This window comes from Sphingomonas sp. CCH21-G11, from assembly GCF_001555965.1.
Taxonomy (GTDB): domain Bacteria; phylum Pseudomonadota; class Alphaproteobacteria; order Sphingomonadales; family Sphingomonadaceae; genus Sphingomonas.
The window spans coordinates 18459-31159 of sequence record NZ_LSHX01000032.1; the positions used below are offsets into that span (position 1 = coordinate 18459).

Sequence of the window (12701 nt, forward strand, 5' to 3'; positions counted from 1 at the left end):
CCCGTCGCGGCTGCTCCAAAAGGCGCACGACCGCGGCGTCCGCCCTGTGCCGACGCCTCATCCGGAGTGAATTGATTGAACATCAGCCCGACCGATTTCGCCAGCATGCTGTGCTCGCGCCTGTGCCACGACCTGCTGAGCCCGGTCGGTGCGCTCAACAACGGGCTGGAGCTGCTCGCCGACGAGCATGATCCCGAGATGCGGGCGCGCTGCCTGGAACTGCTGGCCGACAGCGCGCGGGCGTCGGCGAGCAAGCTCAAATTCTTTCGCCTGGCATTCGGCGGCGCGGGCGGTTTCGGCGAGACGATCGACACGCGCGAGGCGCACGCCGCGTTGCAGGGGCTGTTCGGCGACAACAAGCGGCTGGTGCTGGGCTGGATGGTCGACGAACCGGTGCTGCCCAAGACCGCGATCAAGGTGCTGCTGAACCTGGCGCTGATCGGCGGCGATGCGCTGATCCGCGGCGGGCAGCTGGATGTCGGGGCGGAGAATGTCGACGGCGTGACCGAAATCGTCATCCGCGCCGACGGGCCGCGCATCGTGCTCGACCCTGAACTGCGCGCGGCGCTGGAGGGCGAGATTGAGGAGAGCAGCGTGTCGCCGCGCGCGGCCGCGGCGCTGCTGGTCCATGCGCTGGTGGTGCAGAGCGGCGGGATGCTGCGCGTGTCGCCGCCCGATGCCGAAGTGCTTCTGTTCGGCGCATCTTTCCGCGCCGGGTAAACTCCGCTTTAACCCTGACCGGCGCAAGGTCCCGGCGTGCAGACCGCGAGGACAGCCGCCGGGGACCCATGGACGACCTTCTTCAGGAATTCATTCTCGAGACCCGCGAGACGCTGGAGGCGCTGTCCGGCGAGATCGTCGCGTGGGAGGCGGACCCGTCCGACACCGCGCGGCTCGACGCGATTTTTCACTTCGTCCACACCGTCAAGGGGAGCTGCGGCTTCCTGGACCTGCCGCGCCTCGCCCGGCTGAGCCACGCCGCCGAGGATGTGCTGGCGCAGGTGCGCAGCGGCGAGCGCAAGCCCGACCGCGCGCTGGTCAACGCGGTGCTGGCGATCGTCGACCGCATTTCCGAGCTGGTCGAGGCGATCGACCAGGGCGTTTCGCTGCCCGATTCGGGCGAGGAGCTGCTGATCGCCGCGCTGGCGGCGGGCAGCGACGAGGTGGCGGCCACCACCGCCGCCCCGGCGGTGCGCGCGGCATCGCGCAGCGTCCGGCTGGGCGTCGAGCTGCTCGACCGGATGATGAGCGGCATGTCGGACATGGTGCTGGCGCGCAACGAACTGGCGCGGCGGCTGCGCGACGTCGATGCGGACCCCGCGCTCGACGCCTCGCTCGAGCGGCTGTCCGCGACCGTCGCCGAGATGCGCGACACGGTCACGCGCACCCGCATGCAGAAGATCGACGCCCTGTTCTCGGCATTGCCGCGCATGGTGCGCGACACCGCCGCGACGCTGGGCAAATCGGTCACGCTGAGCCTCGACGGCAGCGACGTCGAACTCGACCGCGAGATGATCGAGGTGATGCGCGACCCGCTGGTCCATATCGTGCGCAACGCGATCGACCACGGCATCGAGAGCCCGCAGGAGCGGCGTGCCGCGGGCAAGCGCGAGAACGGCCGCCTGTCGGTCGCGGCGCGCCAGTCGGGCAACCAGATCATCATCGAGATCGCCGATGACGGGCGCGGCATCGATACCGACCGGCTGATCCGCAAGCTGGTCAAGAACGGCTCGCGCAGCGAGCGCGAGCTGATGGAACTGAGCGCGCGCGCGCGGATCGACCTGGTCTTCGAACCCGGATTGTCGAGCAAGGACGAGGTGACCGCGATTTCCGGGCGCGGCGTCGGCATGGACGTGGTCCGCGCGTCGATCGAGCAGATCGGCGGGCGCATCGACCTGCAGAACCGGCCGGGCCAGGGCCTGCTGATCGCGATCCGCGTCCCGTTGACGCTGTCGATCATCCCGACGATCGTCGTCGGGGTGGGTGGACTGGAACTGGCCATTCCGCGCCAGCCGATCGAGGAGATCGTGCGCGACCGGGGCGACGCGATCCGCATCGACCTGATCGGCGACACGAGCGTGGCGACGGTGCGCGACCGGCGCCTGCCGCTGGTCGACCTGGCGCGCCTGCTGGGGACCGAACGGACGGGCGCGGACGCCCAGATGATGCTGGTGATCATCAATCTGGGCAGCATTTCCTTTGCGATCGCGGTCGATTCGGTGCTCGACAACGAGGAACTGGTGATCAAGCCCGCCGCTCCGGCGGTGATGGCGACCGGCATCTATGCCGGCCAGACCCTGCCCGACAGCGGTCGCCCGATGCTGATGCTCGATTGCGCGGGCGTCGCGCGCGCGGCGGGAATCAGTGGTGCGACCGTCGTGGATCGCGACGCCGAAGCGGTCGATGCCGAGGCCGCGGCCGCCGAGGGCATCCGCGTGCTGCTGTTCGAGGATCTGGACGGCGTGCGGCGCGCCATGCCGCTCGCCATCGTCGATCGCGTCGAAAAGGTCGACGCGAGCGCGATCCGCCACAGCGCGGGGCGGCTGCGCCTGGCCGTTGACGGATCAATCGTGGCGCTCGCCGCAGTGGCGCCGCCGCCGCCGGGCGAGGAAGTCCTGGTCCTGCGCCTGCGCGACGAGGCGTCCGAGCTCGGCTATGCCGTCGCCGAAACGGGCGACATCGTGACCCTGGCCGGCGACATCGCGCCGCCCGCCGCGCCGGGCATGGTCGCCGGCGTCGCACTGGTCGACAACGACCCGGTCGAGCTGCTCGACCCGCACTGGCTGTTCACGCATCACGGCGCGGAGGCGATCGAGGGCGATCGCGCGCCCATCTGTCTGATCGGGGCGGACCCGAGCGGGTGGATCGGCACGTTCCTGCGCCCGATGCTGGAGGGTTATGGCTACCGCGTCACCCAGCGCCTCGGCCCGGAGGAACAGCCCGCGATCGTGCTGACGCTCGACGCGCCGCCCCCCGACACCGTCGCGCCCGCCCCGGTGGTGCGGCTGACCAGCGATCGCGGTGCCGCGGAAACCGGGCAGATCTATCGTTATGACCGGGCGGCGCTGATCGACGCCCTGCAGCGCGCGGTAACGGGGGGACGCCGGTGAACAAGCTGTTTCTGGTCGCGCACATCGACGGCCGCGCAATCGCGATCGACGCGGACCAGGTGGATTCGGTCGTCGATCTGGGGCCGGTCACGCCGGTGCCGCTGGCCAGCCGGCAAGTGCGCGGCCTGGCGGCGCTGCGCAGCCGGGTCGTCACCGTCATCGACACCAAGGCTGCGCTGGGCATGCCGGCGCACGGCGCGCCGCGCCGCGCGGTGATCACGCGGATCGACGGCCATCATTATGCGCTGCTGGTCGACGCGCTGGACGACATCGTGGCGATGACGCTGCTGCCCCTGTCGCCGGCGATCCCGCTCGAGCCCCTGTGGCGCGAGGCCGCGCGCGGCGTCGTCGAACGCGACGGCGAGCCCATCCTGGTGATCGATGCTGCTGCACTGATTCCGCAGAGCGCGGCCGCAGCATGATTTGTGGATTAACGCCACGGTTACGGACTTGTGCCAAAACCCTACTCCTCGAGTGCAAAATGAAAGCGTGTTCATGAAAACCTGTCTGGTGGTCGACGACTCAAAGGTCATTCGCAAGGTTGCGCGACATATCCTCGAGACCCTCGATTTCGAGGTTCGCGAGGCCGGCGACGGCCGCGAGGCGCTGGACGCGTGCATCGCCGACGCGCCTGACGTGGTGCTGCTCGACTGGAACATGCCCGTGATGAGCGGCATGGATTTCCTGCGCGCGCTGGGCGAGAGCAGCCTGCCGGCAAAGCCCAAGATCGTCTTCTGCACGACCGAGAACGGCATCGCCTACATCCGCGCCGCGATCGAGGCGGGCGCCGACGAATATGTGATGAAGCCGTTCGATCGCGAAACGCTGCAGAGCAAGCTTCAGATCGTCGGCATGGCCTGAACGCCGTTCAGGGGAGAGCGGCGGTGGGCGAGATGACGCACCAGGCAAAAATCGACAGAAGGGGCGCCGCCGCCGCCAAGGTCGTGCGCGTGCTGGTCGTCGACGATTCGGTCGTCGCGCGCACCGTCATCTCGCGCATGGTCGACGCCATTCCCGGTTTCATGGTCGCGAACGCGGTCAACAATGCGGCGCGGGCGATCGACTTTCTGCGCCGCGAGCGCGTCGACATCATCCTGCTCGACATCGAGATGCCGGGGACGGACGGCCTGTCCGCGCTGCCCGACATGCTGCTGATCGGCGCGGGCGCCCGCATCCTGGTCGTCTCCTCGATCTGCGAGGAGGGCGCGGCATCGACCATCCAGGCGCTGTCGCTGGGTGCCGCGGACACACTGGAAAAGCCGATGGCGGGGGCGCTGGCCGGGCGCTTTGCGGCGACACTGCACGAAAAGCTGACCCGGCTGGTCGCCCCGGCGGGCGACATCCAGCAACCGACGCTCGCGCATGAGCGCCCGGTCACGCCGGTTCCGGTCGGCTCGCGTCCGTTCGACATCGTGGCGATCGGGGCGTCGACGGGCGGCATCCACGCGCTCACCCAGCTGCTGCGCGAGCTGCCGGCGGGGCTGCAGACCCCCATCCTGATCACGCAGCATCTGCCGGATTCGTTCATGAGCTATTTCGCGGCGCAGATCGCGGTACTGGCCGCGCGCCCGTGCGACGTCGCGACCGAACGCCTGCTGATCCGGCCCGGCCGGGTCATCGTCGCGCCCGGCAACGCGCACATGGAATGCGTGCAGGTGGCCGGCGGAATCGGCGTCACCCTGACCCACGAACGGCAGTCGTCGGGCTGCATGCCGTCGGTCGACCCGATGTTTGCGTCGGTGGCGCGCGTTTACGGCGACCGGGCACTCGGCATCGTGCTGAGCGGCATGGGTCGCGACGGCGTGCGCGGCGCGGAACAGCTCGCCGCGACGGGCGCGAACGTGGTCGCACAGGACGAGCGCAGTTCGGTGGTGTGGGGCATGCCGGGCGCGGTCGTCGCGGCGGGTGTCGCGCGCACCATCCTGCCCCCGTCGGAGATCGGCCGGCTGGTCGCGCGCGGGCGCGCAACCGCATGATTACGGGCCACGCCAACGCGATCGGATCCCCCCGCGCCACCGGCATCATCCTTGGCCTGCTCGAACAGCGGACCGGCCAGCGCATCGACTCCAGCCGGTCGTGGCGGATCGAAACCGCGCTCAAGCCGCTGCTGCGCGACCTGGGGCTGGCGAGCATCGACCAGCTTGCCAGCGCGCTGGGGGACGGCACGTCGCCGGGGCTGTCCGATTCGATCGTCGACGCGTTGCTCAACCAGGAAACATCATTCTTTCGCGACGCCAACGTGCTGGAGATGATCGCCGACGTCGTCGCCAGGCTGCAGGCCGAGGAACCGGACCGGCGGATGCGGGTGTGGTCGGCGGGGTGCTCGACCGGTCAGGAGCCGCTGTCGCTGGCGATGCTGTTCGCCGAAGCCGAGACGAAGGGCGGGGCCGCCGCGCCGGAAATCCAGGCGTCGGATATCTCGGCGCAGGCGATCGAACGCGCGCGGCGCGGCACGTTCAGCCAGTTCGAGATCCAGCGCGGGCTGCCCGTGCGGCGCATGGTGACATGGTTCGACGACCGCGACGGCCAGTGGGTTGCGAAGCCCGAGCTGATGCGCCGGATCAGCTTCCGGCGACACAATCTGGTCGATCAGCCCCCGCTGCCGGGCCGGTTCGACCTGATCCTGTGCCGCAACGTGCTGCTCTACTTCGCAGCACCCGTGCGTCAGCGCGTCCTCGCCAGCCTGGCGAGTGCGCTGCGGCCCGGCGGGCTGCTCGTGCTCGGCGCGGGCGAGACCGTGATCGGCCAGACCGACCTGTTGCAGCCCAGCGTCACCTATCGCGGGCTCTACGAACTCTCCCGCTGAGCCGGATGCCTCAGCGCGGCTCGGGCACGCGGATCTTCGACCCGAGCCGTTCGACGACCTGTCGCGCATCGAAGGCTCGGACATTGTCGGCCGGCTTCGGCCCGCGCCCGACGACGATCTCCGCGATCGCTTCGTAACGGTCGACCGAGCGCACGTCGAACCCGGGGCCGAAACCGCCGCCGAACCCGCCCGCGAAGAACGGGTCATAATAGCGCCAGCCATAGCCGCGGCCGAAGTAACGCCAGCTCGGGCCCCACAAGCCGCCGCCGTAGAACCCGCCATAGCCACCGAAGAAATTGCCGGTCGTGTAGGTCTGCGTCTGGCGTTCGGTATCGCGGTCGACGAGGATGAAATGGTCGTAACCGCGCTCCAGCGTCAGCTGGGCCGCGCGGTAGAGGAGATACCGCTCGACCACCTCGCGCGAGGTCAGGCTGTTGCCGCTGAAGCTGACGCGGAAGCGCGCGTCCTCGATCTGCTCGTCGGCATAGCCGGCGCGCGAGAAGCCGCGCCCCGATGCGGGCTGATAGGGGGTCGGCGTCGCACACGCACCGAGCGTCGCCGCCATCAGTACCGCCGCCACGGCCGGCCGCAGCCGACGCCGTTGTGCAACCAATCCCACCATTTTCGTTCTCCAATCAAACCGATCCGGCGAATATGCGGCGAATCGTGCGGCTGCCACGTTACAAGCCGACATGGAACCAGAACATCCATTGCTTGTTGCTGAACGCGACATGACGGGGACCGCTCCGTCGACCCGGCAACAAATTTTCCACGGCGTTACACATTGCGACAAAAGGCCGCATTGACATCCGCGACGTTGTCCGGTCGTAGGCGCATCCTGGAGCGCGCCGGCGTTCCGTCTTCTCCATCATTGCGGAGGCAGGGCTTGGCCACGTCCGACACACCAGGGATCGCGACGCGGTGCAACCGGGCCGGCCGGATAAAGTCGAGGCGATGAGGTTGAACATTCCGGGTACCCGCCGCGGCGCGCGGCGCGGCCTTGCCATCCTCCTGATCGTCAGCCTACAGGCCTGCGGCGCTTCCGAAGGCGAGCAGGCGGGCGGGCGGGCGCAGCGCACGCCGACCGTCGGCTATGTCACCGTCCAGCCGGTCAGTGCGCCGATCGAGGTCGAGCTCGCGGGACGGACCGCGCCGTTCGCGATGTCGGAGGTGCGCCCGCAAATTTCGGGGGTGATCGAGCGGCGGCTGTTCACCGAGGGTGGCCTGGTCCGCGCGGGCCAGCCGCTCTATCAGATCGATCCGAGCCTGTATCGCGCCAGCGTGAGCGAGGCGGAAGCAAATGTCGCGATCGCGCGCGCCAATGCGGAGGCGACACGCATCCGCGCCGAGCGGCTGAAGCCGCTGGCCGATATGGAAGCGGTGAGCCGCCAGGACTATACCGACGCCGCTGCCGCCGCGCGCCAGGCGGCCGCGACGGTCCAGCAGGGCCGGGCGCAGCTCGACACCGCGCGCATCAACCTGCGCTTCACGCGCGTGCCGGCCCCGATCACCGGGCGGATCGGCCGGTCGCTGTTCACCCAGGGCGCGCTGGTCACGGCCAACCAGGCGCAGCCGCTCGCGGTGATCGAGCAGCTCGATCCGATCTTCGTCGACATCCAGCAGTCGAGCGCCGATCTGCTCGAGCTGCGGCGGTCGCTGGCGCGCGAAGGGGTGATGCCGACCCAGGCGGTGGTCAAGCTGACGCTCGAGGACGGCAGCGTCTATGGACCGACGGGGGTTATCCAGTTTTCCGAGGTGATCGTCGATCCCGCGACCGGTACGGTCACGCTGCGGGCGCGCTTTCCCAACCCCGAACAGCTGCTGCTGCCCGGCATGTTCGTGCGCGCCAGCTTTGCCCAGGCGATCAACACCCGCGCGTTCATGGTGCCGCAGTCGGGGCTGACCCGCGATCCGCGCGGCCAGGCGACGGTGCTGGTCGTCGGGCGCGACGGCAAGGTCGCCGAGCGCAAGGTGACGGCCGACCGGACGATGGGGACCAACTGGGTGGTGACCAAGGGGCTGGAACCGGGCGACCGCGTGATCGTGCAGGGGACGAACGGGCTGAAGCCGGGCCAGGCGGTGAAGGCGGTGCCGGCGAGCGCGCCGCAGCCGGTCACGCGCCCCGCCGCCGGCAAGACCAAGGGCTGATCGCCACATGATCTCGCGCATCTTCATCGATCGGCCGATCTTTGCCTGGGTGATCGCGATCCTGATCATGCTGCTGGGCGTCGGATCGATCTTCATCCTGCCGACCGAACAATATCCCGACGTCGCGCCGCCCCAGGTCAATATCCGCGCCAGCTATCCCGGCGCGTCGGCGGAGACGCTGGAAAGCAGCGTGACGCAGGTGATCGAGCAGCAGCTCGCGGGCATCGACGGGCTGATCTATTTCAGTTCGGAATCGAACGCGCGCGGCCAGGTGACGGTCACCGTCACGCTCGACAAGGGCACCGACCCCGACATTGCGCAGGTCCAGGTCCAGAACCGCGTGCAGCAGGCGCTGCCGCGACTGCCCGGCCCCGTCCAGCAACAGGGGCTGACCGTCACCAAGTCCAATTCCGATTTCCTGATGATCGTCGCGGTCTATGACGCGACCGACCGGGTGACCAACCAGGACGTGTCGGATTATCTGGTGTCGAACCTGCAGGACCCGATCGGCCGGCTGCCCGGCGTCGGCGACACCAATGTGTTCGGCGCGCCCTATGCGATGCGCATCTGGCTCCGGCCCGAAAAGCTCGCCGGGGTGGGGCTGATCCCCGCGGACGTGATCGCCGCGATCCAGGCGCAGAATACCGAGGTCGCGGCCGGCGAGGTGGGCGGATTGCCGTCGCCGCCGGGGCAGTTGCTCAACGCCACCGTCACCGCACAGTCGCGGCTGCAGACCGCGGACCAGTTCCGCCGCATCGTCCTGAAATCCCAGTCCGACGGGTCGATCGTCACGATCGGCGACGTCGCGCGCGTCGAGCTGGGTGCCGAAAGCTATGCGGTGCGCACGCGCGTCAACGGGCATCCGGGCGTCGGCCTCGCCATCTCGCTCGCCCCCGGCGCCGACGCGCTGGCGACCGCAGAACTGGTCAAGGCCGAGGTCGAGCGCCAGGCGAAGAGCTTTCCCGCCGGATTCCAATATGCCTATCCGGTCGACAGCACCGAGTTCATCCGCCTGTCGGTCAAGGAAGTGGTCGAGACGCTGATCGAGGCGATCATCCTGGTCGTCATCGTCATGTTCGTGTTCCTGCAGAGCTGGCGCGCCACGCTGATCCCGACGATCGCGGTTCCGGTCGTGCTGCTCGGCACCTTTGCCGTGTTCGCCATCGCGGGCTTTTCGATCAACGTCCTGACATTGTTCGGGCTGGTGCTGGCGATCGGCCTGCTGGTCGACGACGCGATCGTCGTGGTCGAGAATGTCGAACGCGTCATGCACGAGAACCCCGGCATGAGCCCGCGCGACGCCACGATCGAGTCGATGAACGAGATCCAGGTCGCGCTGATCGCGATCGCGCTCGTCCTGTCGGCGGTGTTCCTGCCGATGGCGTTCTTTGGCGGGTCGACGGGCGTGATCTATCGCCAGTTCTCGATCACGATCATCTCCGCGATGGTCCTGTCGGTCGTCGTCGCGCTGGTGCTCAGTCCCGCGCTGACCGCGACGCTGCTGAAGCGGCGCGAGGACGAGCGGCCCGGCTTCCTCGCGCGGCGCGCGCCGGGCGTGGTTGCATGGGGCCAGCGGGCCGGCGAGCGGTTCAACCATGGCTTCGCGCGGATGACCGACCGCTATATCGGCATGGCCGAGACGGTGGTGAACCGGAAGCTCCTGTTCCTGCTGATCTATGCCGGCGTCGTTGCGATCCTGGCGCTGCTGTTCTTCCGCCTGCCGACCAGTTTCCTGCCGACCGAGGACCAGGGGCGCGCGACCGTCCAGTTCCGCCTGCCCGCGGGCGCGACGATCGAACGCACCGTCGCGGTGCAGGATGCGGTCGAACGCTATTTCCTCACGCAGGAAAAGGAGAATGTCTCGACCATGCTGAGCGTCGCCGGCGGCGGGGGCGGCGCGTCGGGCCAGAATACCGGGCGCGGCTTCGTCTCGCTCGCGCCATGGGAAGACCGCAAGGGCGCGCAGAGCAGCGCCGATGCGATCGCCGAACGCGCCGCCGCCGCGCTGGGCGGGCTGCGCGATGCCCAGGTGTTCGCGCTGATCCCCGGTGCGGTGCGCGGTCTGGGCCAGTCGAACGGCTTTACCATGGAGCTGCAGAACAGCGGCGGGCTGACGCGTGCGCAGTTCCAGGCGGCGCGCGACAAGCTGCTCGCCGCCGCCGCGCAGGACCCGATGCTCGCGTCGGTGCGGCCGAGCGACCTGCCGCCGCTCGCCACGCTGAAGGTCGATCTGGATTCCGAGAAGCTGGCCGCGCTCGGGCTGAGCCAGACCGATGTCAATTCGACGCTGTCGACCGCTTGGGGCGGCCGCTATGTCAACGATTTCATCGACCGCGGGCGGGTCAAGCGCGTCTATGTGCAGGGCGACGCCGAATATCGCGACGCGCCCGAGGATTTGAGCCAGTGGTTCGTGCGCACCGACAGCGGCGGGATGGCGCCGTTCTCCGCCTTTGCGCGGTCGAGCTGGTCGGTCGCACCCGCCTCGCTGCTGCGCTTTTCCGGCCTGCCCGCCTATGAGATCGAGGGCCAGGCGGCGCCGGGCGTCAGTTCGGGCCAGGCGATGGAGCGGATCATGGCGCTGGCGGCCGAGCTGCCCGGCACGACGGTCGCGTGGAGCGGCCTGTCCTATCAGGAGCGGCTGTCGTCGGGGCAGGCGCCGTTGCTCTATGGCCTGTCGCTGCTGGTCGTCTTCCTGTGCCTGGCGGCATTGTACGAAAGCTGGTCGATCCCGGTTGCGGTGCTGCTGATCATTCCGCTCGGCCTGGTCGGCGCGGTGTTCGCGGTGACGCTGCGCGGCCTGGAGAACGACGTCTATCTGCAGATCGGGCTGCTGACGACGATGGGGCTGGCGGCGAAGAACGCGATCCTGATGATCGAGTTCGCCGAGCAGGAAGAGAAGAAGGGCGTGCGCATCATCGAAGCCGCGCTGTCGGCCGCGCGGCTGCGCCTGCGGCCGATCCTGATGACGTCGTTCGCCTTCATCTTCGGCGTGCTGCCGCTGGCGATCGCGACCGGGGCGGGGGCCAACAGCCGCATCGCGATCGGCACCGCGGTGATGGGCGGGATGATCACCGCGACGATCCTGGCGATCTTCTACATTCCGCTGTTCTTCGTGCTGGTGCGGCGCGGCACGCGCGACGCGATGAAGAAGCTGCGCGGCGGCGACAGTGCGTCCGGCACGGGGGCGGCGGCATGAGGCGCGCGATCGGCCTGATGCTGGCACCGCTGGCGCTGGCGGGATGCTCGCTCGCCCCGAAATACGAGCGGCCCGCGCCGCCGGTCGCGCCGTCGTGGCCGGTGGGCGATGCCTATCTGCGCCAGTCGGAGGCCGAGCTCGCCAGCCTGAAGTTCGATCAGGTGTTCCGCGACGCGCGGCTGCGGACGCTGATCGAGACCGCGCTCGCCAATAACCGCGACCTGCGCGTCGCGGCCGCCAATATCGAGGCGGCGCGCGCGCAATATCGCATCCAGCGCGCCGAGCTGTTGCCGGTGGTGTCGACGGGCGGCACGGTCAACCGCAACCGCGGCGGCGCGTCGCGCGCGACCCAGGGCGCGGCGGGGGGTGCGACCGTTACCACCTTCTACACCGTCAATGCCGGGATCACCGCGTTCGAGCTCGACCTGTTCGGACGCATCCGGTCGCTGAGCGATGCCGCGCTCAACCAGTTTTTCGCGACCGAGGCGGCGGCGCGCGCGACGCGGCTGACGCTGGTCGGCGATATCGCCACCGCGTGGCTGACCTATGCCGCCGATCTGAAGCTGCTGGAGATCGCGCAGGAGACCGAGCGCAGCGCGCTGCGCAGCGTCGAGCTGACCCGCGCGCGGCTGGCGGGCGGGATCGCACCGCGCACCGACCTGCGTCAGGCCGAGCAGATCGTGGCGCAGGCGCAGTCCGACCTGGCCGAAAGCCGTACCGCGCTGGCGCAGGACGTCAACGCGCTGACCCTGCTGGTCGGCGCGCCGGTCGATCCGTCACTGCTGCCGCCGACGATCGAGCAATTGGACGGCGCGCTGGCTGAGGTGCCGGCGGGGCTCGATTCCTCGATCCTGCTGCGCCGCCCCGACGTGGTGCAGGCGGAGTATCAGCTGCGCGCCGCCAATGCGCGGATCGGCGCGGCGCGCGCGGCGCTGTTCCCGCGCATCTCGCTTACCACGACGCTCGGATTTGCCAGCCGCGCGCTGAGCACGTTGTTCGACAATAATTCGTTCAACTGGTCGGTGGCGCCCAATGTCGATTACGACATCTTCGCGGGCGGTCGCGCGACTGCCGGCGTGCGCCAGAGCAGGGCACAGCGCGATGCGGCGCGCGCAACCTATGAAGGCGCGATCCAGACCGCGTTCCGCGAGGTGGCGGACGCGCTGGCGCGGCGCGGCACGATCGACGACCAGCTGCGCGCCGACACCGCGGGGGTGGAGGCAGCCGGTGACACCGCGCGGCTGACCGAGGCGCGCTATCGCGGCGGCATCGACCCGTTCCTCAGCAGCCTCGACGCGCAGCGCGCGCTCTATGCGGCGCAGCGCACGCTGGTGACGACGCGGCTGGCGAAGGCGGCCAATCTGGTGACGCTGTACCGCACGCTGGGCGGCGACCCGGAACTGGACGCGCGGACGGTCGGGGGCGCGGCGGGGGAGTGAGC

The 12701-nt window shown here is 69.4% G+C and carries 10 protein-coding genes; 9 read left to right on the forward strand and 1 reads right to left on the reverse strand.

Annotated features, from left to right (window positions below):
• Positions 1–75: 75 nt before the first annotated feature.
• The 6 genes from AX676_RS08315 to AX676_RS08340 all read left to right on the forward strand — a co-directional run bounded on the left by AX676_RS08315 (position 76) and on the right by AX676_RS08340 (position 5916).
• Complete coding sequence (locus AX676_RS08315; protein ID WP_066480063.1) at positions 76–720, forward strand: histidine phosphotransferase family protein; 645 nt, start codon at positions 76–78, stop codon at positions 718–720.
• Positions 721–788: 68 nt separating this feature from the next.
• Entirely contained in the window at positions 789–3110 is a 2322-nt protein-coding gene (locus AX676_RS08320; protein WP_066544228.1) for a chemotaxis protein CheA, read from the forward strand.
• Positions 3107–3532: a chemotaxis protein CheW gene (locus AX676_RS08325; RefSeq protein WP_066480056.1), complete on the forward strand. Its 426-nt coding sequence runs from the start codon at positions 3107–3109 to the stop codon at positions 3530–3532. The genes AX676_RS08320 and AX676_RS08325 overlap by 4 nt, the downstream gene beginning before the upstream one ends.
• A gap of 73 nt (positions 3533–3605) precedes the next feature.
• Positions 3606–3971 carry a response regulator gene (locus tag AX676_RS08330; RefSeq protein WP_066480233.1) on the forward strand — a complete coding sequence of 122 codons (366 nt, stop codon included), beginning with the start codon at positions 3606–3608 and terminating at the stop codon, positions 3969–3971.
• A gap of 32 nt (positions 3972–4003) precedes the next feature.
• Complete coding sequence (gene cheB / locus AX676_RS08335; protein WP_066480231.1) at positions 4004–5086, forward strand: chemotaxis-specific protein-glutamate methyltransferase CheB; 1083 nt, start codon at positions 4004–4006, stop codon at positions 5084–5086.
• Positions 5083–5916, forward strand: coding sequence for a CheR family methyltransferase (locus AX676_RS08340; RefSeq protein WP_066480053.1), 834 nt, complete (start codon positions 5083–5085; stop codon positions 5914–5916). The genes cheB and AX676_RS08340 overlap by 4 nt, the downstream gene beginning before the upstream one ends.
• A 10-nt stretch (positions 5917–5926) precedes the next feature.
• On the opposite strand, the gene AX676_RS08345 is transcribed toward AX676_RS08340, so the two are convergent.
• Complete coding sequence (locus tag AX676_RS08345) at positions 5927–6538, reverse strand: CC0125/CC1285 family lipoprotein (protein WP_066480050.1); 612 nt, start codon at positions 6536–6538, stop codon at positions 5927–5929.
• Between the two features lie 332 nt (positions 6539–6870).
• Between AX676_RS08345 and AX676_RS08350 the strand changes: the two genes are divergently transcribed.
• From AX676_RS08350 to AX676_RS08360, 3 genes are read left to right on the forward strand one after another with little or no spacing between them, the layout of a single operon-like run.
• Positions 6871–8064 carry an efflux RND transporter periplasmic adaptor subunit gene (locus AX676_RS08350; protein ID WP_082730875.1) on the forward strand — a complete coding sequence of 398 codons (1194 nt, stop codon included), beginning with the start codon at positions 6871–6873 and terminating at the stop codon, positions 8062–8064.
• A gap of 7 nt (positions 8065–8071) precedes the next feature.
• Positions 8072–11260 carry an efflux RND transporter permease subunit gene (locus AX676_RS08355; protein ID WP_066480042.1) on the forward strand — a complete coding sequence of 1063 codons (3189 nt, stop codon included), beginning with the start codon at positions 8072–8074 and terminating at the stop codon, positions 11258–11260.
• Positions 11257–12699 carry an efflux transporter outer membrane subunit gene (locus AX676_RS08360; RefSeq protein WP_066480038.1) on the forward strand — a complete coding sequence of 481 codons (1443 nt, stop codon included), beginning with the start codon at positions 11257–11259 and terminating at the stop codon, positions 12697–12699. Before AX676_RS08355 ends, AX676_RS08360 begins: the two co-directional genes overlap by 4 nt.
• Positions 12700–12701 lie beyond the last annotated feature (2 nt).